Below are 22,539 nucleotides of genomic sequence, written 5' to 3' on the forward strand. Positions count from 1 at the left end.
ATAATGGAGCTGCCCCCGTCAGCGACGGCGGGGCGCCATTTGTTCGATCGCGTCGCAGGCGGCCGACACGCCGTCCAGCCCGTTGAAGCGCAACCTTAGCTCCTGGCAGGCCTGGGCCACCTCTGGCGATGCGAGGAGGCGGCGGAGCCGGTGCGCGCCGCGCCCGGGCGTGAAACGCCGCCGGCTGAGGCTCGTGCCGGCACGAAGGTGTTTCACCCGCGCCGCCTCGTCGAAATGGTCGAACGCCACCGGGACGATCATCTGCGGCGTTCCGGCGGCCAAAGCCTGCGCCACGGTGCCGATGCCGCCATGATGGATCAGCGCCGCCGCGTGCGGCAGCAAAGCGCTGAGCGGCGCGTAGGGGACATGGATCAGGGTCTCCGGCAGGGACTCTGGAACCTGACCAAGCTCTGGAGCAAGCAGCACGCCCCGCCGCCCCAGACGCTCGCAGATGGCGAGGGCGGTTCGGAAGAAGCCCGATGCCTGGCGCATGGCCGATCCGTAAGTGAAGACCAGGGGAGCATCCCCACCCCTCAGGAACCGCGTGAGACGGGGCGCGAGGTGGTCCGTGTCACCGAAGCGATCCGCGATGGGAAAGCCCACATGCATGGCCTGCCGGGGCCAATCCGGCTGCGAGGCCGCGAACCAGTCGGGAAAGAGCAGCAGGACACGGGAGGGGCTGTTCCACCAGTAGCGCAGCCGACGTACGGGTTTGAGGCCGAGTTCCTGCCGAAACGCGTTGATGGTCGGCAGGGCGGCCGGGCCGATCACGTATTTGTCGGCGCCCCGGCCGACCCAGTGGCGAATCCGGGACGGCGTCCAGGCGGGGAGCGGCACGCCCGGCAGGATCGGGGAGGCATAACGGCTCTCCATCAGCAGCGGCATCGCGTGGATGGTAATGACAGGAAGGCGTAGCTTCTCCTGTGCCACGCGTGCGCCGAAGGCCAGCGTCGAGGCGACCACGATCGAGTGGCTCTTGCGCGCGTTCGCGGCGATCCAGCGATAGGTCTGCTCGGTGGCGGCGGCCATGTTTCCGAACAGGGCGGCGGCCCCGCGGCGCGGATGCCAGAGCTCGGGATCCGCGGTGATGCGGCGGTAGTCGCAATCGTCCCCGAGGGAATGGAAGGGCAGGCCGATTCGCGCCGCGTGATCCGCGAACGGGGCGGGGGCGGCCAGGATCACGTCTTGTCCGCGACGAAGAAATTCCGCGCCAATGGCCAGAAAAGGAAGGATGTCGCCGTGAGAACCAATGGCAACGAGATGTATTCGCATTCGACCATTTACATAGGATAGCGAAAATGGCCAAGAATGGAGTGTTGTCCGCGGTTCTTCGGCCCGATCGTCCTTTCAAGTGCTTTAGAATCGAACGGGTTGCGCGGGGAGGACTATTTGTCTCCTCTCGCACGAAGCCTGGCGGACGATCGTGAGGATCCCCCGCCCGGTGTGAGGGGAGCATTTCGGCAGGCGGAGGAAACCCTCGAGGCCGGGCGCATGGGGTTAGGCGCCGCGCCCTGTCCGTACGTTAACGGTGTGCTAACCACATCGCGACGCAAACGAAATGCCCGCTTTACACAGAACAAAACAAGAACAAAGATCGCCGCGTCAACGAGAGGCGATCACAATGCTCAAGCGGATGATCCTGACCGGCGCGGTGGAATTCATGGCCTTCGGGTTGCTCTCCGGCGCGTTCGTCGTCTGGGCGGTGGCACTGGCACCTTTGCGGTAGGGGGCCCGCCTTAACGTTCGGTGAGCTTCAGCTCGATGCGGCGGTTGCGGGCGTAGACGTCGTCGCTGGTCCCGGCCTCGATGGGCTGGAACTCGCCGAAGGCAGCAGCGAGCAGGCGCTGGGGCGGGATGCCCCTGCCGGCCATGTACTGCACTACGGCGATGGCGCGGGCCGCCGAAAGCGACCAGTTCGACGGGAATTGCGAACTGGCGATGGGACGGGCATCGGTATGCCCGTCGATACGCAGGACCCAGGGAATGTCCGCCGGGATCTGCTTCGACAGATCGAGGATGGCCGTGGCGATCCGGTCGAGTTCGGGCGCCGCCTCGGCCTTCAGGCTCGCCGAGCCCGCCGGGAACAGCACCTCAGATTGCAGGACGAAACGGTCGCCGACCACGCGGATATCGCTGCGGTTGCCGAGAATCTGGCGCAGGCGGCCGAAGAAGTCCGAGCGATAGCGTGCGAGTTCCTGCACCTTCTGGGCGAGCGCCACGTTCAGCCGGCTGCCGAGATCGGCGATGCGGGCCTGGCTCTCGCGGTCTCGGCTCTCGCTCGCGGCGAGCGCGTCCTCAAGGGCGGCAAGCTGGCGGCGCATGGCGCCGATCTGTTGGTTGAGGAGATCGATCTGCGATGCGGCGCGCGCATTGGTGGCACGTTCGGCCACCAGCTGCTTGTCGACTTCGCCCTGGCGGCCGTCACTGCTAGCAGCGCCCGCCTGTTCCTTCAGCTTGTCGCGCTCGGCCTCGGTGCCGAGAAGCGTCGTGCGCAGGTTCGAGGCCTTCTCCTCCTGCGCCCGCCGATTGGAGCGTTCCAGGGCGAGAAGATCTGTGAGATCCGCGATCTGCCGGTTGAGCCGGTTCAGCACCGAATCGCGGCCGGTGATCTCCTGGGACAGGAAGAACTGTCCGACGACGAAGATCGTCAGCAGGAAGACGACGGCGAGCAACAGCGTCGCCAGGGCGTCCACATAGCCGGGCCAGACGTTGAGGCTCCGGTCCCGGCGCGTGCGCAGCGAAGCCATCAGGCCTTCTCGCGGCCGAGCCGGTCGAGCACCTGCTTCAGTTCACGTTCCCGCGTCGCCTGCGCCTCGACCCAGTCGCGGATCATCTGCTGCTCGGCCCGCATGTGCTGGACGAGACCCTGGATACCCTCGGCGAGGTTGGTCATCGCCTGAGTCGCCACGCGGCCGTTGGCGCCCTCCGAGATGATGGCCGACAGCCTGTCCACCGCCTCGGTGAGTTCGCGGGCCGAGGCCGGCTCTTGCGCCGCCACGGGACGCGCCACCGCGGCCTGCTCCTCGCCGGAGACCAGCCAATCCTCCAGCTCGTTGTGGAAGCGGGCGTGAGCCTGGCCTGCCTGCAGGTCGAGGAAGCCGGTGATGAGCGAGCTCGCGAGGCCGAACAGCGAGGCCGAGAAGGCGAGGCCGATGCCGGAAAGCGGTTTGGCGAGGCCGCTCTTCAATTCGTCGAACATCGCGCTGGCTTCGCCGCCGCCGCGCATGCTCTGGATCACGCCGCCCACCGCGCCCAGCGTGTCGATGAGCCCCCAGAATGTGCCGAGCAGTCCGAGCAGGATGAGAAGCCCGGCGACGTAGCGCAGGATCTCGCGGCCCTCGTCGAGGCGGGCGGCCACGGTGTCGAGATAGGAACGGACGCCGGCCTGAGTCGTCCCCTCACGGCGCGCCAGGATCGCCGGGGAGAGCGGCGCCAGCAGCGAGGGCGGCTTGGCCGACCCCTCACCGGCTGCGACCGCGTTGACGTAGGCGACCTCGCGGAAGAGGCGGATCACCTGGCCGAAGGCGAGCAGAATGGCGATGAGGAGGACGCCGAGGATCAGCCCGTTCAACCCGGCATTGGCCAGGAAAGCCGGCGTGATCTGCCGGAACAAGACGAAGGCAAGGAACCCGACGAGGGTCAGGAAGACCAGCATCCGGACCAAGTAGATGCCCGGGCGGCTCAGGGGGGCAGTCGCGGAGCGGGTCGCCATGGGTTGTCTGGGACTCTGAGGACGCCGGTCTCAGACCATGCGTCGAGCTGCGGAAACGGAAAGCACTGCGCGTACGCTCGAGCTGAAGTGGACACACATTCGATGCATAGCCGTCTGCGATCAAGCGGCACGACTTCCTCGGATCGATCAAACGGCGTCTATGCACGGAATAGCGTGTGCGGCACGCGGGGGCGATCATGGCGGATCGCGACGGGCGTCCCATGGTCCATACCGGTCGGAAGGCCGGCTGCTACGCACACCGAATCGGTACCTCGATGATGCGGTACGGGGTCGAATCCCAGGGACGTTTCTGGACGAGGCGGACAGTCGTGTCCCCGGGCCGCTCCAGGCGAACGCGAAAGACCTTTTCTCGCGTAGCCCCGACGCCTTCAGCCGCCGGACCCAGGGCCTCGCTCACGACCGTGGCGGCTTGGTGTGCGACCTCGGCATACCAGAGGAACCCCCCGATTCCTTCGCCCGGAGCAGTTACCTCGATCGTCTCGCCAGAACAGGCCTTTATGGGGCCGCGACGCTCAAGCTCCATTGAGGTTCACTCCAGTACGATCCTTTATCGCGTACCGGCGCGCCCACAGACAAGTCCTTCGGTCGAGCCGGAGGCCTCATCCCCCGGTCTTCATGCGGAGACTTTCGAACGGCGCCGAGGGGGGGCGATGCCAGAATGTCAGTTTTGAGAAGAGCAATCTCCGGATCGTAGAATAGCACTTCGGAATCGATGCCGCATTCACCAAAACCAATACGGAAGAATCCCTGTTCGCCCCAGCCAGTTCCCCAGCTGTTCTTCGCGATCCAGCATTGGTGAATGTCATCGTAACCGATGACGCAGACGGCATGCCATCCGAGGAAGTCGCCGGTGACATGGGTATAGATGCCGCTGCGGTAGGTGTAGAAATCCTGGTAGACGCGGAAACCTCCGATGACAGGTCCCTTCTGCAGCGCTTGCTTGCGAGCGATCTGAGATGCCGCTGTCTGATAGCGCGGGACGGTCACCACGGGTCGAATGTTGCGGCACGGCTGGTCGCCCGCCACGTAGGGAAAATCGACTTCCAGACCGATCCCGGGCTTCTTCGCGAAGGCCAGGGCCTTGGTGTAGAACCATCCCACGCCACAGGAGTTCGGCGCGCCGCAATAGAATAAGTGTGCTTCGGACAGATCAATGGCACCGTCGGGACGACCGGTTCCAATCAGCATTCGGCTCTCGACGGAGGCGCATGTCGCGAAGGCGACGCAGGAGCCGCAGTGCGACTGGTCCCTAATGGGCGTGACGTAATTCTTCCCGCTTGCGTTCCGCCAGTCGAGATGCGCCGGGGGAGGGGCGACAACTTTGAACAGCGCCGATTCGGCATTTCTCGTTTCGAGGACGTCTTGCTTCGCGCGCTCTGGATCGAAGGACAGGCCGAACCGTTCGGTCGCCGGGCCACTTGCGTCGTAGTATTCGCTGAGAGCTGTGGGACCCGAATCCCACTGGGCACCTGCCCGCTGGATCGCTGCATTGATGCGGAAAAAATCGGGTTCGGCCAAGTCTACAACCTCCAGGGGAGATCCAACGAATCTCTCCTCTAAGTTGTGATTGGGGGTGAGGTGGTAGTCAAGGTTGTCTTTCAGGGGCAGGCGCTATCAGCGGGGTCGAGTTGCGCCTGCGCGCGTGGCTTAATCCCAGGCGCGAGGCCAGGTTTCTTCCAGATGAGGCCCGAGGCGTACTGCCGAGACCATGGTGGCGAGCCCCGTGGCATTGTCGGTCTCGACGGCGATCCCGCATAATGTGCCCTTACCCTGCGCCGCTTCCAGGCGCGCGCCGGGGGTCTTCTGCAGGAAGCGCCTCAGGGGCTCGTCCTTCTGCATGCCGAGAATCGAATCGTAATCGCCGCACATGCCGGCATCCGACAGGTAGGCGGTGCCGCCGGGGAGAATGCGGTGGTCGGCGGTGGGCGTGTGTGTATGGGTGCCGACGACGAGGCTGGCGCGGCCATCGAGGAAGTGGCCGAAAGCCTGCTTCTCGCTGGTGGCCTCGGCATGGACATCGACGATGACGGCGTCCGCCACCTCGCCGAGGGGGCAGGCGGAGAGTTCGCGCTCGGCGGAGGCGAAGGGATCGTCCAGCGCATCCATGTAGATGCGGCCCATGACGTTGAGAACGAGGACGCGGGCGCCGCCCCGCGTCTCCACCACGGTGGCGCCGCGTCCCGGTGTGCCCGGCGGATAGTTCGCCGGGCGGACGAGCCGCGTTTGCCGCTGGATGAAGACGAGGGCTTCGCGCTGGTCGAAGGAATGGTTGCCCAGCGTCACCGCATCGGCGCCCGCCTGGAGGAGTTCGTCGCAGATCGCCTCGGTGATGCCGAAGCCGCCGGCCGCGTTCTCGCCGTTGATGACCACACAATCGAGGCGCCAGCGCTCACGCAGCTTTGGCAGCCGGTCCATCACCGCATTGCGGCCGGGGCGGCCCACCACATCGCCGAGGAAGAGAAGTCGCATGCGTCGCTGTCAGTCCCGGACGAGCGGGACCGGTCCCGCTTCCGTAATGAGGTGGTCGAGGGGTTGGTCGTGCGGCTCGGAGGGCACGTACTCCACCTCCTGCACGGAAAAGGCGATGCCGATCGTCAGGACGGGGCCGTTGCGGGAGAGCCGATCGATGGCCTGATCGTAATAGCCGCGTCCGTAGCCGATGCGGTGCCCGCGCCGGTCGAAGGCGGCGAGCGGAACGATGAGGGCGGTGGGATCGAGGGGGGGCAGGTCGTCGCGCGGTTCGCTGAGACCGAAGGAACCCGGAACCAGCGCCTCACCGGCGCGCCATTCGCGGAAGACGAGGCCTTCCGGCGTCACCTTCGGCAGGGCGACTCGCTGGCCGCGCGCGAACAGCATCCCGATGAGAGGGAGGGGATCGACTTCGCTGCGGATCGCCCAGAAGGCACCGACGATGGGAGCCTGGGCGAGGGGCTCGACCTGCATCACGCTCTCGGCGATCCGTAATCCGTCGACCCGGCGGGTCTCGGGGGCGAGGCCATCGCGGCGGGCGAGGGCATCCTTGCGAAGGGCGGCCTTCAGGGCGGGGAAATCAGAGTGCGGAGCCACGTGAGCCGTTGGAGTTGCGATCCCGGGAAACCTACAGTGTAGGTGGGCGCCGTGTTGGCCAAGTCCAGGGACAGGGCCAGGGACAGCTCCCTGGGGAGTCGATAAGGCCCCGGGGAAAAGTACTCCTGACGAACCCCGCAGCACCGCATCACCCATGTAGCGTCGGCCGGCCGTGGGCGCCAGGGGGGAGCGCGCGCAATCATGCGCCGGAGGCCCTCATCCCGCCGCCAGCGCGTGAGCCAGACGCTCGATCCGGTCCGCCGCACGGCCGAGCCCGTCCGCGATGCGAGCCTCCTCTTCGGCACGGAGGGAATCCGCACTCTCGACGCGGTCCCGGAGGGCCGCCGTCTCTGTCTCGAGGTCTGCGAGACGGCGCTTCAGTTCCGCCAATTCGTCCGCCTGAGTCAGGGCGGCCATGACGTGAAGACGCATGTCGCCGATCTCGCCGAAGAATTTCCGCATCCCGGTCACGCGGGTGTCGAGTTCCGCGGCCAGCGCCGAGAGATGCGCCTCTTCGCCTTCGGCGCAGGCCATCCGGTAGCTCTTGCCGTCGATGGTGACGCTAATCTGAGGCATGTCCGATAGGGTTGGTGTGAGAGAGGCGGGTTTAACGCGCGGCGCGGGGATGGGCCAGCACGCCCTCCACCGCTTCGATCGCCCGGCCGAGGCGGTGGCCGACATCGCTGGTCGTCGCCTCCACCGTGGCGAGGCGGGCGCTGGCAGCGTCGAGCTCCGCCGCAAGGCGCGCCCGGTCCTCCGCCATGATCGCGAGTTCCGTCTCCAGGTCGCCGGGCTCGCGCTCGGCTTCGAGGCGGTGGGTCACCGACGCTTCCAGCCGGGTCAGGGCCGTCTCCAGCCGGGCAAGGGCGTGGTCGACGTTCGGCCGCTCGGGCGTCGGGATCATCGTTGTACCTTCCGCCGGGTCATAGATCTGCCCGTCCACTTGTTTCGGAAAATCGGATTTGTAGCCAAATCGCTACTGATACGCGCGCGAAATCGCTGCTTTGCCATCATATGCGGGGAAGGAGAACGAATCGATCAGGCAAAACCTTTGCCAGCGGTTTCCCTCATGTTAGAGACCGCGCGCTCCTCGAACCGACCGTGAGATTGGGAATTCGAGCCCGTGACCCGTTCAACACTCGTTCCCGCATCGGTCCATTCATGGGCGCATGAGGGGTCGAGGACGGGCGATGCGGTTCATCTGACGTTCAACGGTGCACATGACACAGCGACGCCGAATGGCGGCTCCGCCCCTCCGGCCCGCTGTCTCGCTCTTGCTGCTTACGGGTTCCGCGAGGTCGGCGCCCGGTACATAGAAGGATTCACGCCGTGTCGGTGAAGGTTGCCATCAACGGGTTCGGACGCATCGGCCGCAACATCCTGCGCGCCATCCACGAGGCCGGCCGCAAGGATATCGAAGTCGTCGCGATCAACGATCTCGGCCCCGTCGAGACCAATGCCCACCTGCTGCGCTTCGACTCCATCCACGGCCGTTTCAACGCCAAGGTCGAAGTGGATGGCGAGTTCATCGTCGTCGACGGTCAGCGCATCAAGGTCACGGCCGTGCGCAACCCGGCCGAGCTGCCGCACCGCGAGCTCGGCGTCGACATCGCCCTCGAATGCACCGGCATCTTCACCTCGAAGGACAAGGCCAAGGCCCATCTCGATGCTGGCGCCAAGCGCGTCATCGTCTCGGCCCCCGCTGACGGTGCCGACCTGACCGTGGTCTACGGCGTCAACCACGACAAGCTGACAGCCGACCACCTCGTCATCTCGAACGCCTCCTGCACCACTAACTGTCTCGTGCCTGTGGCCAAGGTGCTCAACGATCTCGTCGGGATCGAGCGCGGCTTCATGACGACGATCCATTCCTACACCAACGATCAGCCCTCCCTCGACCAGATGCACAAGGACCTGTACCGGGCCCGTGCCGCCGCGCTGTCGATGATCCCGACTTCCACGGGGGCCGCCAAGGCCGTCGGCCTCGTCCTGCCGGAGCTGAAGGGCAAGCTCGACGGAACCTCGATCCGCGTGCCGACCCCCAACGTCTCGGCCGTCGACCTCGTGTTCACCGCCAAGCGCCATACCTCCGTCGAGGAGATCAACAACGCGATCCGCGCCGCAGCCGATGGTCCGTTGAAGGGCGTGCTGGCCTATACCGACCAGCCCAACGTCTCGATCGACTTCAACCACGATCCTCACTCGTCCACCTTCCACCTCGACCAGACCAAGGTGATGGACGGCACGTTCGTGCGTATCCTGTCCTGGTACGACAACGAGTGGGGCTTCTCGAACCGCATGGCCGACACGGCCGTGGCGATGGGCAAGCTGCTCTGAGAGCGGCGCTCCGGGGCGGCCTTCGGGCCGCCCGACAAGCCTCGCCAACGATATCCTGTGATCGACCAGCAACGGTGCGTCTGAAATGACCGAGCCTTCGCCGACCCCGTCCACCGGAAACACCTTCATCCCGGGCGCCAAGCCGCTCGAGAACAAACCCCTCGAGAATAATCCGCCCCCGTCGACCGGTATCGTGCCCGAGACCCAGGCCATCGCCAACCATAAGGCGACGCCACCTGCCGTCGTCGGCAAGGCCGAGCCTGTGTCCTCCTCGCCCGGCAGCGATCAACTCGCGCGGATCGAGGACAAGTGCGCGCGGATCGAGGACAAGTACGCCCGCTCCGAGGCTCTGCTCTCCCGCGTGGAGGAGAAGATCGAAGGTGCGACCACTCGCATGAGCGAGGCGGCGCGCCAATCCGATCTGGCCGCCCTGCGAAGCGAAGTCCGCGCCGTCGCCGACAGGACCCGCCGGCTGCCCGGTTCCGGCGCGCTGGTGCTGACTGCGGTCATCACGGCCGTGCTCACCGTGGCGCTGACCATCGCCGCACAGCGCTTCCATCTCGACGGGCTTCTCCCTCCGCGCTGATAGTTTCCTCAACGACATTGAAGGCCAGGATGACCGTTTTCCGCACCCTCGACGATGCCGGCTCTCTTCAGGGCAAGCGCGTACTGCTCCGCGTCGACCTGAACGTGCCGATGGAGGGGGAGCGCGTCACCGACGCGACCCGCATCGAAAGGATCGTCCCGACGATCCGGGAGATTGCCGATGGCGGCGGGCGCGTGGTGCTCCTGGCGCATTTCGGTCGCCCCAAGGGCAAGCCGGTGGTGGCCGATTCGCTGAAGCAGGTGGTCTCCGCGCTATCCCAGCATCTCGGCCGCCCGGTCGCCTTCGCGGAGGATTGCATCGGGGAGACGGCGTCCTCGGCCGTGTCGGCACTGAAGGATGGCGACGTCCTCCTCCTGGAGAACACCCGCTTCCACACCGGCGAAGAGAAGAACGAGGCCGGTTTCGTGGCGGCGCTCGCTGCCAACGGCGACGTCTTCGTCAACGAGGCCTTCTCGGCCGCGCATCGCGCCCATGCCTCGACCGAGGGCCTCGCCCATGTACTGCCGGCCTATGCCGGCCGGCTGATGCAGGCGGAACTCGACGCCCTGACCAAGGGGCTCGAGTCGCCGACACGGCCGGTCATCGCCTTGGTCGGCGGCGCCAAGGTGTCGTCGAAGATCGATCTCCTGCAGAACCTCGTCGCCAAGGTGGACATGCTCGTCATCGGCGGCGGCATGGCCAACACCTTCCTGCACGCCCAAGGGAAAGCCGTCGGCAAGTCCTTGTGTGAAAAGGATCTCGCCGAGACGGCGCTCCGCATCCTCGACGCTGCTGCAGCCGCCAAGTGCCGCATCATCCTGCCCGTCGACGCGGTGGTCGCGGCCGAGTTCAAAGCCAACGCGGCGCATGAGACCGTGGGTGTCGACGCCGTGTCGGAGACCGGCATGATCCTCGATGCCGGCCCGGCCTCGGTCGCCGAGATCTATGCTGCCATCGACGAGGCTGCGACCCTGGTCTGGAACGGCCCTCTCGGCGCCTTCGAGCTGACCCCCTTCGACGCCGCGACGGTGGCGGCGGCGCGCCACGCGGCCGAACGCACCAAGGCTGGCAAGCTCGTCTCGGTGGCGGGCGGCGGCGACACGGTGGCCGCCCTCAACCATGCCGGCGTTGCCGACGATTTCTCCTACGTATCTACCGCCGGTGGCGCGTTCCTCGAATGGCTGGAAGGCAAGGTCCTGCCCGGCGTCGAGGCCCTGCGCGTCAAGGGGTGACCGGTTCCATCCCAGGTCCCATCACCTCGCGCTGAGGCGGCCGCGGCAGCGGGGCTCGAAGGAGGGTTCCGGCATCCTCCGGGCGAACTGGAAGGCTCCTTCGAGGCCTTCGCTCCGCTTCGGCACCTGAGGATGAGGTGTTTGGGGTGGGAATTTGGGATGACGACACAGCGTTCTGTCGCCGAAGGCTTCGGGATGGAGTTGCGACGGACCCGGTAAGGTCCGACAAGGCAGGCATATTTCAGTGGATGGCGGCCTATCGCGTCGGCCCCATCGTTTGAGGAGAGACCAATGGCACGCATCACCCTGAGGCAGCTCCTGGATCACGCCGCCGAATACGAATACGGCGTGCCGGCCTTCAATTTGAACAACATGGAGCAGGGCCTCGCCATCATGGCGGCGGCGGATGCCACCGATTCGCCGGTGATCCTGCAGGCGAGCAAGGGTGCGCGCGCCTATGCCAACGACGTGGTGCTCGCCAAGCTCATCGACGGCCTCGTGGAGATCTACCCCCACATCCCCGTCTGCATGCATCTCGACCACGGCAACAACGAAGCCACCTGCGCCACCGCGATCCAGTACGGTTTCACTTCGGTGATGATGGACGGCTCCCTGAAGGCCGACGGCAAGACCCCCGCCGACTACGCCTACAACGTCGAGATCACCGGCAACGTCACCCGCATGGCGCATTGGGCCGGCGTCTCGGTGGAAGGCGAACTCGGCGTGCTCGGTTCGCTGGAGAGTGGCCAGGGTGAGGCCGAGGACGGTCATGGCGCCGAGGGCGTGCTGAGCCACGACCAGCTCCTCACCGACCCGGAAGAGGCGGTGAAGTTCGTCACCGCCACCAAGGTCGACGCGCTCGCCGTCGCCATGGGCACGAGCCACGGTGCCTATAAGTTCACCCGCCAGCCCGATGGCGACGTGCTGGCCATGAACGTGATTGAGGAGATCCACCGCCGCCTGCCGACGACCCACCTCGTCATGCACGGCTCCTCCTCGGTGCCGCAGGACCTGCAGGACATCATCAATTCCTATGGCGGCCAGATGAAGCCGACCTGGGGCGTGCCGGTGGCCGAGATCCAGCGCGGCATCAAGCACGGCGTGCGCAAGATCAACATCGACACCGACAACCGCATGGCCATGACCGGTCAGATCCGGAAAGTGCTCACCGAGAACCCGGCCGAGTTCGACCCGCGCAAGTATCTGAAGCCCGCCATGGACGCGATGACGAAGCTCTGTCGCCAGCGTTTCGAGGAGTTCGGCACCGCCGGCCAGGGTTCGAAGATCCGCCCGATCTCGGTCTCCGAGATGGCCAAGCGTTATGCCAACGGCTCGCTCGACCCGAAGATCGGCGCCGCCTGAGTCCCTGTTTCATGCTTTCGGATCGCATCCGGAACCACGCCGTGACGCGGTGATCTCGCATCGCCTGTCCCCGAGACGCGGAGCCCGCGTCTCGGGATGATGCTGTTAGGACGAGAAGAATGGCCGAACCCCGCACCCGCCTCGCCCTGCTGTCTCCCCATCGGGTGGATTCCGACCGGGCCGATGCCCTCGCCGAAGCGCTGACCGCCGCCTGTGCGGCGGGGGACGTGGCGGCGGTGCTCCTGCGGCTCGCTCCGGCCGACGAGCGCAGCCTCGTGAACCTCGTCAAGCGGCTCGCTCCGGCGGCGCAGTCGACCGGCGCCGCCCTGGTCATCACGGTCTCCGACTTCGCCGGCGATGTCGTCAGCGTGGCCGCGCGGGGCGGGGCGGACGGCGTTCATCTCGACAAGGCGCGCGACGGTGCCCTGCAGGATCTGCGCGAGCGCCTCAGCGACGGTCGCATTCTCGGAGCCGGTGGGCATGAGCAGAAGCACGCGGCGATGGAGGCCGGCGAGGCCGGTGTCGATTACGTGATGTTCGGCGGGATCTACTCGGACGGAATCGCGCCCGATGCCGATACCGTGCGTGAGCGCGCGCAATGGTGGGTCGAGATCTTCGAGACACCGTGCATCGCCGTTGCCCATGACCTCGCACAGGTGGAGGGGCTGCTGGCGACGGGAGCGGAATTCCTCGGGCTCGAGAGCCATCTGTGGATGGGAGAAGGGGCTGATATCCGCGCCATCCAGGCACAGGTCGCAGCTTCGGAGGCTGATACGTGAGGGCGCTTCGCAAGCTCGCCCTCGCTCTCGCCCTGGCCGAGGCTTGGTCGTCCGCCGCCTTGGCAGAAGCGCCGAAGGTGATGCCGACCGATCCGGCCGTGCCGCAATCCCTGACGCCTCGTCCCAAGGAAACTCTGAAGGGGCAGCTGCGGGACCTCCCGACCCCGTATTCCATCGGCGCGGCTGGCGCCGTGCCACCCCGCTCGAAGACGGAGCCGGATATCGCGTTCGGCGCTTACCAGCGCGGGCAATATACCACCGCCTTCCGCGAGGCGACGAAGCGGATCGCCGCCGACAACAAGGACGCCGCGGCGATGACGCTGCTCGGCGAGCTCTACAACCAGGGCCTTGGGGTCAAGCAGGACCCGTTGAAGGCGGCCGAATGGTATCGCCTCGCCGCCAATCAGGGCGACACCCACGCCATGGCCTCTCTCGGCCTGATGTCGATCGATGGCCGTGGCGGCACGAAGGATCCGAAAGCCGGGCGCCGCTGGCTCGAACAGGCCTCCCTGAAGGGCGACACTACCGCCGCCTACAACCTCGCCTTGATCCTGATCGGGACGGGGACCGAGCCGGACGAGGCCAAAGCCGCCGACTTGTTCCGCAAGGCGGCCGAGGGCGAGATCGGCCCTGCCCAGCACGATCTCGGTGTGCTCTACCTCCAGGGGAGGGGGGTGCCGAAGGATCCCAAACAGGCGGCCGAGTGGTTCCGACGCGCGGCCGATAACGGCGATCTCGCCGGCGAGGTCGAGTTCGCGATCCTGCTGTTCAACGGCATCGGCGTCGAGAAGGACGAGGCCCGCGCGGCCCGCTACTTCCTCCACGCCGCGTCGCGTGGCAACGCCATCGCGCAGAATCGCGTGGCCATCCTCTATGCCCTGGGACGGGGTATCCAGAAGAACCCTGTCGAGGCGGCTGCCTGGAATCTCGCCGCCGCAGCCCAGGGGCGCTCCGACCCGAAGCTGGACGAGACCCTTGCCGGCCTCACCGCCGAAGAGCGAAGCCGGGCCGAGCGACTGGCTGAGGCGCGGATGAAGGTGGAGTAAGCCCGCGCAACGCGGGCAAGTGTCAATTCGGCATCCATGAGAGCCTGCGCGCGTTTCTCTTCTGCCCCGCATCGGCGAGGGGTGAGACGCGCCGCAAACATGCTATGGCCGCGCGAGACCGTTCTTTGAATCGACCCGGACCTTTGCATCGATGATCAGCTCACCCCTCATGACCGTCATGGTCGACGCCGTCCGCAAGGCCGCCCGCGGCCTCAAGCGTGACTATGGCGAGATCGAGAACCTCCAGGTTTCGCGCAAGGGCCCCGGCAACTTCGTCTCCGCCGCCGACCGCAAGGCTGAGGAGGTCCTGCGCGACGCCCTGATGAAGGCACGTCCCGGCTATGGCCTGATTCTCGAGGAATCGGGAAACATCGAAGGGCAGGACAAGAGCCACACCTGGCATGTCGACCCTCTCGATGGCACCACCAATTTCCTCCACGGCATCCCCCATTTCGCGATCTCGGTGGGTCTCGAACGCGAGGGCCAGATCGTCGCCGGCGTCATCTACGATCCGGCCAAGGACGAGCTGTTCGTGGCCGAACGCGGGAAGGGCGCTTATCTCAACAACCGCCGCCTGCGCGTCTCCGGCCGGACGGACATGGCCGACGCCCTCGTGGCCTATGGTTCGCCTTATCTCGGACGCGGCGACCACCCGAAGCTCCTGCGCGAGGTCGCGGCCGTGATGGCGGTGACCGGCGGCGCCCGCCGCTTCGGCTCGGCTGCTCTCGATCTCGCCTACGTCGCCTGCGGTCGCTCGGACCTTTACTGGGAGCGTGACCTGCAGACCTGGGACATCGCGGCCGGCATCATCCTGGTGCGCGAGGCCGGTGGCTTCGTCACCAGCGCGGATGGCGGCGCAGAGCCTCTTGCCGCCCGCTCGGTGGCCGCCGGCAACGAGAGCCTGCACGGCGACCTCGTGAAGATCCTGCGTCGCGCCAACGCCTGAAGGCGCGAAGCCGGGCCTAGGTCATGTGCTCGGGCGCCGGGCTCCGTGTCTGACTGTCAGGATGACGACCGCGTCCGCGCGCTCGTCGACCGTGTAGTAGATAAGATAGGGCAAGCGAGGCACTGCGAACCGGCGCACGCGCTTTGGCAGACGCCGCCCCACCTCCGGATAGCGGCCGACGAGGTCGAACGCATCTTCGATGGCCCTACCGACGCTTCGCGCGGCAGCGGGATGCCGTTCATGGATATAATCCGCGATCTCTCGCAGCCTCCGCGTGGCCGTTGCGGAGACGAGGAGCTTCACCGTTCGAAGCTCCGAAAAGCCGCTGAGACTTCTTCGGCCGAGGCATATTCACCGCGGCCGACCTCCGCCATGGCGTCCAGCACGTCTTGGAGATGGTCCGGGTCGATATCGTCCGCGCCGCCGATCTCCGTCATGCTGATGATGGCCTGTGCAATCGTGTCCTGATCTGCAGGCGGCATCCGCCGGACTGCTTCGACCGCCTTCTCCAGTAAATCCGTCATGTTTCACCTCGCTGGCGCATCATAGTCAGTTCCAACTGTCCACGAGAAGGGGGCGAGGGCCGGGAACACTGACCGCGATGGCGCCATGCGGCGCCGGGATCGGCGACCGGACGGGTATGCCCCTCTGGTCCCGGGGCACCGCATCTGATCTAAGCCGCGACAGAATTTGCTGAAGAGAGCCACTCGAATGGAAGCCCGCCGCCACTCCGCGCTGAAGGATTCGATCCGCTCGATCCCGGATTACCCGAAGCCCGGCATCGTCTTTCGCGACATCACCACGCTGCTGAGCGACCCGCGTGCATTCCGCCGGGCCGTGGATTCGCTCGTCCACCCTTTCGCGGGCGGGCGGATCGATCAGGTGGCGGGAATCGAGGCGCGGGGCTTCATCCTCGGCGGCGCGGTGGCGCATCAGCTCTCATCGGGCTTCGTGCCGATCCGCAAGAAGGGCAAGCTGCCCCACAAGACCGTCTCCATCGCCTACGCCCTGGAATACGGCACCGACGAGATGGAAATCCACGTGGACGCCATCAAGCCGGGCGACAAGGTGCTGCTGGTGGACGACCTCATCGCCACCGGCGGTACGGCCTGCGCGGCGGTGAACCTGCTGCGCCAGATCGGCGCCGAGGTGGTGGCTGCCTGCTTCGTCATCGACCTGCCCGAGATCGGCGGAGCGCAGAAGCTTCGCGACCTCGACGTTCCGGTGCGGACGCTGATGGAATTCGACGGGCATTGAGTGCGCGACGCTTCCTTCTCTCCTGTGCGGGAGAAGGTGGCCCGCGCCGGCGGGTCGGATCAGGGAAGTGCCATCTTCGGAAGAAGTCTTCCCCTCTCCCGCCTGCTTCGCAGGCACCCTCTCCCGCAAAGGGGAGAGGGGCTCTCGCACTAAGCCGCGAGGCTTTCGAACAATCCGCGCCCGTCGACCCCGCCGATGAGACCTTCGACGAAGTTCTCCGGGTGGGGCATCATACCGAGCACGTTGAGCTTTTCGCTGTAGATGCCGGCGATGGAGTTCAGCGAGCCATTGCGGTTGGCATCCACGGTCAGCTCGCCAGCCGCATCGGCATAACGGAAGGCCACGCGGCCTTCGCCTTCGAGCCGGGAGATGGTCTCGGGATCCGCGAAGTAATTACCCTCGCCATGCGCCACGCAGACGTCGATCACCTGTCCCTTGGTATAGGCCGAGGTGAAGCGGGTATCGGCGCGCTCCACCCGCAGCATCTGGCGATGGCAGATGAAGCGCCGGTCGACGTTGCGCATGAGCACACCGGGCAGCAGGCCCGATTCGCATAAAATCTGGAATCCGTTGCAGATGCCGAGCACCAGTCCGCCGCGCGCGGCGTGGTCACGAACGGCGTCCATCGCGGCTGCTCGGCCGGCGATGGCGCCACAGCGGAGATAGTCGCCGTAAGAGAAGCCGCCGGGCAGGACCGCGAGATCGGTTCCGGCGGGAAGCGCCGTATCGGTGTGCCAGACCTTGACCACCTCCGCGCCGGCGAGGCGCAGGGCGCGGGCGACGTCACCGTCGCGGTTGGAGCCGGGAAAGACGACGATCGCGGCGCGCATCAGACGATCTCGATCTCGTAATTCTCGACGACCGTGTTCGCCAGCAGCTTATCGCAGGCGCTCTTCAGAATCGCTTCGGCGCTGGCAGGATCGGTGTCGGCGATCTCGACATCGAACACCTTGCCCTGGCGGACACCTTCGATCCCTGAAATGCCGAAGGACGAGAGCGCGGCTTCGATCGCCTTGCCCTGAGGGTCGAGCACGCCGGTCTTCAGGGTGACGATGATGCGGGCTTTCATGGGTTCGGACTCGATGCTGTGGCTCGGCCCGTCAGGCGATAGTCGGGAAATGCCGACCATGCAACGCGGCGGGGCCATCGTAGCGGTGGTGCGCAGTCCAGCCCAAGACGCAGAGCGGACCCGAGTTCGAGATACGACGCGTATCGCCCGATCAGCGGCGTGCCGCGGGCGCGGCGTTGCGAATCGGTTCGATGCTCACCGCCCGGCGCCAGAGTTGGAGCATGATCCAGGCGGCGATCGAACTGAACAGGACCATCAGCACATGGCCAACGGTGTCGCCGAGATCGAACAGACCGGCCAGCGCCCAGCCGGCAGCGATAGCCACAGCAAAAACTTCGGTGCCCACCAGCACCATCATGCTGACGATCGTGATCAGGTTGCGCGTGTTCACGGGGATACGTCTCCGTCGGCCCCGGTGCAGCGATTGCGGCGGGAGACCGGTGCTTTACAGCGCCGGTCCGGTTCCACGCAACATCACGCCTCCGAGCCCGTCGTCGGGGTTGGATCAGCGCGGCGCGCGCTTGGCGAGGATGCGCTGTAGCGTGCGCCGATGCATGTTGAGCCGGCGGGCGGTCTCGGAGACGTTCCGGCCGCACAACTCGTAGACGCGCTGGATATGCTCCCAGCGCACGCGATCGGCCGACATCGGGTTTTCCGGCGGGTCGGCCCGCTCGCCCGGCTGGGCCATCAGCGTGCCATGAATTTCATCCGCATCGGCCGGCTTGGCGAGATAGTCGAACGCGCCGAGTTTCACCGCCGTTACGGCGGTGGCGATGTTGCCGTAGCCGGTCAGGATGACGCCCCGCGCTTCGGGGCGCTTCTCCTTCAGCCGCGCGATCACGTCGAGGCCGTTGCCGTCGCCGAGCCGCATGTCGATGACCGCGAATGCGGGTGCGCGGTTCTCGACGAGCGAGACGCCTTCGGCGACGCTTTCGGCCACCTGTACGTCGTAGCCCCGCGCTTCCATCGCCCGCGCCAAGCGGGTCGAGAACGGCCGATCGTCATCCACGATCAGCAGCGAACGGTCGGAAAAAGCCGCCAGCGGATCGGATTCCGAAGTCTGCAGCACATCGGCGGCAGGCGCCGGACTTCCACTCTGCGTCAGCATCTGACGCTCCTCCATTTTCCAAGATCGAATTGTTAGCAACTTATATAGGGGCCGTACTGCGTTCCGTCAGGGGCACCTGAGCGCTCATTTCGGTACCGCGCCTCGGAATCGTGTCACGCTCGAAGATGTGGCGCGCCCAGGATACGCGGACTACGGCTCCGGTTGCTTGGTGCCCGGATACGTTTGAGAGCGTAAGCTGTGCGCCGGAGCGTTCGATCAGTGTCTTTGCAATGAACAATCCAAGGCCGAGGCCGGCGCCGACGCTGTTCCCGCCACGCGTTTTGTCGGGGCTGCGGGTGGTGACATAGGGCTCGCCCGCCCTCAGCAGGATCTCGCTCGAGAAGCCCGGGCCGTCGTCGCTGATCTCCAGGGAGACCCTGTCGAGGGTCCAGCGCGCTTCGATGACGACGCGGCTGGTGGCGAAGTCCACGGCGTTGTCGACGATGTTGGCGAGCCCGAACAGGACCCCCGGATTACGCCGGCAGGCCGGTTCGACCCCGTCGCCCCGGCTGGTGACGTCGAGCGCGATGCCCATGGCGCGCTGGGGCGCCACCAGTTCCTCCACGAGATGGCTCAGCGTGACGGTCTGGAGGATGCCGGCTTCGTCGCCATCGAGGGATGTCAGTTTCGACAGGATGCCGCGGCAGCGGTCCACCTGATCGCGCAGGAGGTTGAGGTCGTCCTTCACGGCGGGGGACGCCGTGGGGGCGAGCTGGCGCGTGAGTTCCTTGGTGACGAGCATGATCGTGCCGAGTGGCGTCCCGAGTTCATGCGCGGCCGCCGCCGCCAACCCGTCGAGCTGCGACAGGTGCTGTTCCCGCGCCAGCACGAGTTCCGTGGCCGCGAGGGCCTGTGCGAGCTGCCGCGTCTCGTCGGCGACCTTCCAGGCATAGACGCCGGTGAAGGCGGTGCCGAGGAGGATCGCCGTCCAAACCCCCGAGACGTAAAGGAAGGGGAGTTCGAGCCGCCCGTCCGCGAACCACGGCAGTGGCCGGTGGATCAGCGCCAGCATGGTGGCGAGACCCACCGCGAGGAGTCCGAGCGCCAGCGTCCGTTCCGGCGGAAGGGCCGTCGCCGAGATCAGGACCGGGGCGAGGAAGAGCAGCGAGAACGGGTTCTGCAAGCCGCCGGTGAGGAACAGGAGGGCTGCGAGCTGGATGATGTCGAAGGCGAGGAGCAGGGCCGCCGAATCGTCGCTGAGACGGTAGCTCGCCGGAAACCGGATCCGCAGGGCGAGATTCAGCCAGGACGACGCCGCGATGACGAGGAAGCACCAGCCGAAGGGCAGAGGCAGGCCAAGGCCGAATTGCGCCCCGACCACGGCCGCACTCTGCCCGGTGATCGCGAGCCAGCGCAGGCGCACGAAAGTGTCGAGACGGAGATGCCGGGCATCGCGAACGAAGCCGTTGGTGCTCATGTCGATCATGTCTGCTCAACGATAGTGCTCGGCTGGCGGGAATCCATGGCTCGCCCTCCGATTGCACCTGTCCCTGCGCAATCATGCCCCGCGCGGTCTCACCTCGCACACGCGTCGATCCGAACGTTTCCCGGCGCGCGGCGTTCTCTAGCGCGCCCGGTCGCGAGGGACGACGCGACGCGGGACGACGAGGAGGGGCGGATATGAGCTTGGCCTACACCTGGTATGAGTTCGGGCGGATGATGACGGCGCCGGCCCGTCTCACCGCGGACATGGTCAAGCACAGCCTGCAGAATCCCGCCAACCCGCTCGCCTACTCGCCCTACGCGAAGTCCATGGCCGCCGCTTGCGAGATGTTCGAGCGCGGAACCCGCCGTTATGCCAAGCCGGCCTTCGGCCTCACCGGAACCTGGATCGACGGCGCCAGCGTGCCGGTGAGCGAACGGGTGGTGTGGGAAAAGCCGTTCTGCCGGGTCCTGACCTTCGACCGCTCGTTCGCGCGCGGTCCCTCCGAGCCGCAGCCCAAGCTCCTGATCGTAGCGCCGATGTCTGGGCACTACGCCACGCTCCTGCGCGGAACCGTGGAGGCGATGCTCCCCAACCATCAGGTCTTCATCACCGACTGGACGGATGCGCGCCTCGTGCCGATCACCAGCGGGCGGTTCGATCTCGACACGTATATCGACTACCTGAAGGAGATCTTCGTCGCTCTCGGGCCGGACCTTCACGTCATGGCCGTCTGTCAGCCGGCGGTGCCGGTGCTCGCTGCCGTGGCACTGATGGAGGCGCAGGGCATCACGCCGGTGCCGCGCTCAATGACCCTTATGGGCGGCCCCATCGATACCCGCCGGTCGCCCACCGCCGTCAATGGCCTGGCGCAGGAGCGCGGCACGGAATGGTTCGAGCGCAACTGCATCACCATCGTGCCGCTAACGTATCCGGGCGCCTTGCGGAGCGTCTATCCCGGCTTCTTCCAGCTCGGCGGCTTCATGGCGATGAACCTCGATCGCCACGTCAACGCCCATACCGAGATGTTCGACCATCTCGTGACCGGCGACGGCGATTCCGCCGAGAAACATCGAGAATTCTACGACGAGTATCTAGCGGTGATGGATCTCACGGCCGAGTTCTACCTGCAGACGGTCAAGACCGTCTTCGTGGACCACGCCCTGCCCAAGGGTGAGATGCTCCATCGCGGCGAGCGAGTGGACCTTGCTGCCATCCGGACCTGCGCGATCCTCGCCATCGAGGGCGAGAACGACGATATTTCCGGCGTCGGGCAGACCAAGGCCTCCCTCGACCTGACTCCGAACCTGCCGCCCGAGCGCAAGGCTTATCACCTGCAGGAACGCGTGGGGCATTACGGGGTGTTCAATGGCTCGCGCTATCGCACCATCATCGCGCCGAGGATCGCTTCCTTCATCCGCGACATGCAGGCCCTTCCGGCCATCGAAGAACGCCCGGCGGCGTGATGCGGGCGGGGCGCGCGAAAGTTCTGGACGTGAACCACGCACAGATGGCGGTGGCGGGAGGCTGCCGTTAAGCTGACCCGATGAGAGTCGCCCTGCTGCGCGGGTCCGATCCCGACCATATCGACATCCTCCACGAGGGCGTGAAGTTCCGTGTCGTCCTGCGCCGCCGCCCGACGGCGCGCAGGCTGACATTGCGCGTCTCGAGCGCCACCGGCGAGGTGGTGATGACCTTGCCGGCGCGGACCTCCCTGGCCGTGGCCCGCACTTTCGCGGTGAGCCATGGCGGCTGGATCGCCATGCGGCTCGCCAAGGTTCCGGATCGGGTGGCGTTCGAGGCGGGGGCCGAGCTCCCCCTGCGCGGCGTGCCTCATTGCATTCTCCATCGCAGCGAGCGCAGCGGGGTAACGCTGGTGACGGAGGCGGAGGACGGGCCCGCGCTCTCCGTGGCGTGCGAAGCTCCCCACCTGCCGCGCCGTGTCAGGGATTTTCTCGAACGGGAGGTGCGCAAGGATCTCGCGCGGTCGGTCTCCCAGTATACGGAAAAGCTCGGGCAGGGGCCGAAACGGATCACCGTCCGCGACACCCGCTCGCGCTGGGGATCCTGCACCGCGCGCGGCGAGCTGAACTTCTCATGGCGCCTGATCCTGGCGCCACCCCTGGTGCTCGATTACCTCGTGGCGCACGAGATGGCCCACCTGCGCGAGATGAACCATTCCTCACGCTTCTGGTCCCTGGTGGGATCCCTGTGCCCGCATGTGGAAGAGGCCGAGTGCTGGCTCAAGCGCAACGGCGCCAGCCTCCATCGCTACGGCTGAGGCGCAACCGGACACCCGTCGGTCCGGAACCGGCATCTGGTACCACCCGCCTCCGCCCCCAATGCGTCTCGAGGCAGTGAAGCACCGTCGGATGCAGGTTCGTATTGGCAAGCCGATGCTTCACCTCGCGGAGACCTTTGGAGCATCATGGATTTTCGAACGTAAAACCGATGAGCGCGTTCGCGAAACCTGTCCGCAAGCGAACGTATGCCATCCCCACTGCACATCCGGGGCATTGCGGATCCCGTCGGGCGTGCGCCTACCATGCGTGTCCTCGACGAAGCCGTGTTTGGTCCACGAGTACGGGAATCTCA

General features: G+C 66.3%; 25 protein-coding genes and 1 other RNA gene. 10 read left to right on the forward strand and 16 right to left on the reverse strand.

What is annotated here, in order from left to right; translation table 11 throughout:
• Window positions 1–18: 18 nt before the first annotated feature.
• The 9 genes from IPV08_RS13775 to IPV08_RS13820 all read right to left on the reverse strand — a co-directional run bounded on the left by IPV08_RS13775 (window position 19) and on the right by IPV08_RS13820 (window position 7,703).
• Window positions 19–1,272, reverse strand: coding sequence for a glycosyltransferase (locus IPV08_RS13775; RefSeq protein WP_207412265.1), 1,254 nt, complete (start codon window positions 1,270–1,272; stop codon window positions 19–21).
• Window positions 1,273–1,736: 464 nt separating this feature from the next.
• Window positions 1,737–2,747: a peptidoglycan -binding protein gene (locus tag IPV08_RS13780; RefSeq protein ID WP_207412266.1), complete on the reverse strand. Its 1,011-nt coding sequence runs from the start codon at window positions 2,745–2,747 to the stop codon at window positions 1,737–1,739.
• Window positions 2,747–3,712: a MotA/TolQ/ExbB proton channel family protein gene (locus IPV08_RS13785; RefSeq protein WP_207412267.1), complete on the reverse strand. Its 966-nt coding sequence runs from the start codon at window positions 3,710–3,712 to the stop codon at window positions 2,747–2,749. Before IPV08_RS13785 ends, IPV08_RS13780 begins: the two co-directional genes overlap by 1 nt.
• A gap of 516 nt (window positions 3,713–4,228) precedes the next feature.
• Complete coding sequence (locus tag IPV08_RS13795) at window positions 4,229–5,251, reverse strand: C1 family peptidase (protein ID WP_207412269.1); 1,023 nt, start codon at window positions 5,249–5,251, stop codon at window positions 4,229–4,231.
• Window positions 5,252–5,380: 129 nt separating this feature from the next.
• Window positions 5,381–6,202, reverse strand: coding sequence for a TIGR00282 family metallophosphoesterase (locus IPV08_RS13800; protein WP_207412270.1), 822 nt, complete (start codon window positions 6,200–6,202; stop codon window positions 5,381–5,383).
• 9 nt (window positions 6,203–6,211) lie between these two features.
• Window positions 6,212–6,799, reverse strand: a complete 588-nt coding sequence (locus IPV08_RS13805) for a 5-formyltetrahydrofolate cyclo-ligase (protein WP_207412271.1) — start codon at window positions 6,797–6,799, stop codon at window positions 6,212–6,214.
• Window positions 6,789–6,946: non-coding RNA, 6S RNA (gene ssrS / locus IPV08_RS13810), on the reverse strand. Before ssrS ends, IPV08_RS13805 begins: the two co-directional genes overlap by 11 nt.
• A 69-nt stretch (window positions 6,947–7,015) precedes the next feature.
• On the reverse strand, window positions 7,016–7,375 hold the full coding sequence (gene zapA, locus IPV08_RS13815; protein ID WP_207412272.1) for a cell division protein ZapA: 360 nt from the start codon (window positions 7,373–7,375) through the stop codon (window positions 7,016–7,018).
• Window positions 7,376–7,406: 31 nt separating this feature from the next.
• Window positions 7,407–7,703, reverse strand: coding sequence for a DUF4164 domain-containing protein (locus IPV08_RS13820; RefSeq protein ID WP_056434715.1), 297 nt, complete (start codon window positions 7,701–7,703; stop codon window positions 7,407–7,409).
• A gap of 425 nt (window positions 7,704–8,128) precedes the next feature.
• Between IPV08_RS13820 and gap the strand changes: the two genes are divergently transcribed.
• The 7 genes from gap (at window position 8,129) to IPV08_RS13855 (ending at window position 15,087) form a co-directional block, all read left to right on the forward strand.
• Window positions 8,129–9,136 (forward strand): type I glyceraldehyde-3-phosphate dehydrogenase, encoded by a 1,008-nt coding sequence (gene gap, locus IPV08_RS13825; protein ID WP_207412273.1) that lies wholly within the window; start codon window positions 8,129–8,131, stop codon window positions 9,134–9,136.
• A gap of 85 nt (window positions 9,137–9,221) precedes the next feature.
• Window positions 9,222–9,722, forward strand: coding sequence for a hypothetical protein (locus IPV08_RS13830; protein ID WP_207412274.1), 501 nt, complete (start codon window positions 9,222–9,224; stop codon window positions 9,720–9,722).
• A gap of 29 nt (window positions 9,723–9,751) precedes the next feature.
• Complete coding sequence (locus IPV08_RS13835) at window positions 9,752–10,954, forward strand: phosphoglycerate kinase (RefSeq protein ID WP_207412275.1); 1,203 nt, start codon at window positions 9,752–9,754, stop codon at window positions 10,952–10,954.
• A gap of 291 nt (window positions 10,955–11,245) precedes the next feature.
• Window positions 11,246–12,316: a class II fructose-bisphosphate aldolase gene (gene fba / locus IPV08_RS13840; protein ID WP_018042049.1), complete on the forward strand. Its 1,071-nt coding sequence runs from the start codon at window positions 11,246–11,248 to the stop codon at window positions 12,314–12,316.
• Between the two features lie 119 nt (window positions 12,317–12,435).
• The gene (locus tag IPV08_RS13845) at window positions 12,436–13,095 is read left to right on the forward strand and encodes a thiamine phosphate synthase (RefSeq protein ID WP_207412276.1); all 660 of its coding nucleotides are present in this window, start codon (window positions 12,436–12,438) and stop codon (window positions 13,093–13,095) included.
• Window positions 13,092–14,141: an SEL1-like repeat protein gene (locus IPV08_RS13850; RefSeq protein WP_207412277.1), complete on the forward strand. Its 1,050-nt coding sequence runs from the start codon at window positions 13,092–13,094 to the stop codon at window positions 14,139–14,141. The genes IPV08_RS13845 and IPV08_RS13850 overlap by 4 nt, the downstream gene beginning before the upstream one ends.
• 151 nt (window positions 14,142–14,292) lie before the next feature.
• Window positions 14,293–15,087 (forward strand): inositol monophosphatase family protein, encoded by a 795-nt coding sequence (locus IPV08_RS13855; RefSeq protein ID WP_056434322.1) that lies wholly within the window; start codon window positions 14,293–14,295, stop codon window positions 15,085–15,087.
• Between the two features lie 21 nt (window positions 15,088–15,108).
• On the opposite strand, the gene IPV08_RS13860 is transcribed toward IPV08_RS13855, so the two are convergent.
• The gene (locus IPV08_RS13860) at window positions 15,109–15,390 is read right to left on the reverse strand and encodes a type II toxin-antitoxin system RelE/ParE family toxin (protein WP_207412278.1); all 282 of its coding nucleotides are present in this window, start codon (window positions 15,388–15,390) and stop codon (window positions 15,109–15,111) included.
• Window positions 15,387–15,611 (reverse strand): hypothetical protein, encoded by a 225-nt coding sequence (locus tag IPV08_RS13865; RefSeq protein ID WP_056434318.1) that lies wholly within the window; start codon window positions 15,609–15,611, stop codon window positions 15,387–15,389. Before IPV08_RS13865 ends, IPV08_RS13860 begins: the two co-directional genes overlap by 4 nt.
• Window positions 15,612–15,798: 187 nt before the next feature.
• On the opposite strand from IPV08_RS13865, the gene IPV08_RS13870 reads away from it, so the two are divergent.
• Window positions 15,799–16,344 (forward strand): adenine phosphoribosyltransferase, encoded by a 546-nt coding sequence (locus IPV08_RS13870; protein WP_027170828.1) that lies wholly within the window; start codon window positions 15,799–15,801, stop codon window positions 16,342–16,344.
• Between the two features lie 149 nt (window positions 16,345–16,493).
• Here IPV08_RS13870 and purQ read toward each other — a convergent pair whose 3' ends face one another.
• The 5 genes from purQ to IPV08_RS13895 form a co-directional block, all read right to left on the reverse strand.
• Window positions 16,494–17,174 (reverse strand): phosphoribosylformylglycinamidine synthase subunit PurQ, encoded by a 681-nt coding sequence (gene purQ, locus IPV08_RS13875; protein WP_207412279.1) that lies wholly within the window; start codon window positions 17,172–17,174, stop codon window positions 16,494–16,496.
• Window positions 17,174–17,413 carry a phosphoribosylformylglycinamidine synthase subunit PurS gene (gene purS / locus IPV08_RS13880; RefSeq protein ID WP_207412280.1) on the reverse strand — a complete coding sequence of 80 codons (240 nt, stop codon included), beginning with the start codon at window positions 17,411–17,413 and terminating at the stop codon, window positions 17,174–17,176. The genes purQ and purS overlap by 1 nt, the downstream gene beginning before the upstream one ends.
• A gap of 151 nt (window positions 17,414–17,564) precedes the next feature.
• Window positions 17,565–17,804 (reverse strand): hypothetical protein, encoded by a 240-nt coding sequence (locus IPV08_RS13885; RefSeq protein ID WP_056434314.1) that lies wholly within the window; start codon window positions 17,802–17,804, stop codon window positions 17,565–17,567.
• 114 nt (window positions 17,805–17,918) lie between these two features.
• The gene (locus tag IPV08_RS13890; protein ID WP_056434713.1) at window positions 17,919–18,521 is read right to left on the reverse strand and encodes an ActR/PrrA/RegA family redox response regulator transcription factor; all 603 of its coding nucleotides are present in this window, start codon (window positions 18,519–18,521) and stop codon (window positions 17,919–17,921) included.
• A gap of 40 nt (window positions 18,522–18,561) precedes the next feature.
• Window positions 18,562–19,947, reverse strand: coding sequence for an ActS/PrrB/RegB family redox-sensitive histidine kinase (locus tag IPV08_RS13895; protein ID WP_056434312.1), 1,386 nt, complete (start codon window positions 19,945–19,947; stop codon window positions 18,562–18,564).
• Window positions 19,948–20,141: 194 nt separating this feature from the next.
• Between IPV08_RS13895 and phaZ the strand changes: the two genes are divergently transcribed.
• Together phaZ and IPV08_RS13905 are read left to right on the forward strand one after the other, a co-directional pair.
• A complete protein-coding gene (gene phaZ, locus IPV08_RS13900; RefSeq protein ID WP_056434310.1) occupies window positions 20,142–21,410 on the forward strand; it encodes a polyhydroxyalkanoate depolymerase in 1,269 nt (422 codons plus the stop codon).
• 80 nt (window positions 21,411–21,490) lie between these two features.
• Entirely contained in the window at window positions 21,491–22,225 is a 735-nt protein-coding gene (locus IPV08_RS13905) for a SprT family zinc-dependent metalloprotease (RefSeq protein ID WP_207412281.1), read from the forward strand.
• Window positions 22,226–22,539: the final 314 nt, after the last annotated feature.

Source organism: Methylobacterium sp. SD274 (assembly GCF_017355285.1).
Classification (GTDB): Bacteria; Pseudomonadota; Alphaproteobacteria; order Rhizobiales; family Beijerinckiaceae; genus Methylobacterium.

Bases quoted from the DNA above. Each gene is read 5' to 3' on its own strand.
- IPV08_RS13775 (WP_207412265.1), bottom strand. From the start codon at position 1,272: ATGCGAATACATCTCGTTGCCATTGGTTCTCACGGCGACATCCTTCCT.
- IPV08_RS13780 (WP_207412266.1), bottom strand. From the start codon at position 2,747: ATGGCTTCGCTGCGCACGCGCCGGGACCGGAGCCTCAACGTCTGGCCC.
- IPV08_RS13785 (WP_207412267.1), bottom strand. From the start codon at position 3,712: ATGGCGACCCGCTCCGCGACTGCCCCCCTGAGCCGCCCGGGCATCTAC.
- IPV08_RS13800 (WP_207412270.1), bottom strand. From the start codon at position 6,202: ATGCGACTTCTCTTCCTCGGCGATGTGGTGGGCCGCCCCGGCCGCAAT.
- zapA (WP_207412272.1), bottom strand. From the start codon at position 7,375: ATGCCTCAGATTAGCGTCACCATCGACGGCAAGAGCTACCGGATGGCC.
- IPV08_RS13820 (WP_056434715.1), bottom strand. From the start codon at position 7,703: ATGATCCCGACGCCCGAGCGGCCGAACGTCGACCACGCCCTTGCCCGG.
- IPV08_RS13830 (WP_207412274.1), top strand. From the start codon at position 9,222: ATGACCGAGCCTTCGCCGACCCCGTCCACCGGAAACACCTTCATCCCG.
- IPV08_RS13835 (WP_207412275.1), top strand. From the start codon at position 9,752: ATGACCGTTTTCCGCACCCTCGACGATGCCGGCTCTCTTCAGGGCAAG.
- fba (WP_018042049.1), top strand. From the start codon at position 11,246: ATGGCACGCATCACCCTGAGGCAGCTCCTGGATCACGCCGCCGAATAC.
- IPV08_RS13845 (WP_207412276.1), top strand. From the start codon at position 12,436: ATGGCCGAACCCCGCACCCGCCTCGCCCTGCTGTCTCCCCATCGGGTG.
- IPV08_RS13855 (WP_056434322.1), top strand. From the start codon at position 14,293: ATGATCAGCTCACCCCTCATGACCGTCATGGTCGACGCCGTCCGCAAG.
- IPV08_RS13865 (WP_056434318.1), bottom strand. From the start codon at position 15,611: ATGACGGATTTACTGGAGAAGGCGGTCGAAGCAGTCCGGCGGATGCCG.
- IPV08_RS13870 (WP_027170828.1), top strand. From the start codon at position 15,799: ATGGAAGCCCGCCGCCACTCCGCGCTGAAGGATTCGATCCGCTCGATC.
- purQ (WP_207412279.1), bottom strand. From the start codon at position 17,174: ATGCGCGCCGCGATCGTCGTCTTTCCCGGCTCCAACCGCGACGGTGAC.
- purS (WP_207412280.1), bottom strand. From the start codon at position 17,413: ATGAAAGCCCGCATCATCGTCACCCTGAAGACCGGCGTGCTCGACCCT.
- IPV08_RS13890 (WP_056434713.1), bottom strand. From the start codon at position 18,521: ATGCTGACGCAGAGTGGAAGTCCGGCGCCTGCCGCCGATGTGCTGCAG.
- IPV08_RS13895 (WP_056434312.1), bottom strand. From the start codon at position 19,947: ATGATCGACATGAGCACCAACGGCTTCGTTCGCGATGCCCGGCATCTC.
- phaZ (WP_056434310.1), top strand. From the start codon at position 20,142: ATGAGCTTGGCCTACACCTGGTATGAGTTCGGGCGGATGATGACGGCG.
- IPV08_RS13905 (WP_207412281.1), top strand. From the start codon at position 21,491: ATGAGAGTCGCCCTGCTGCGCGGGTCCGATCCCGACCATATCGACATC.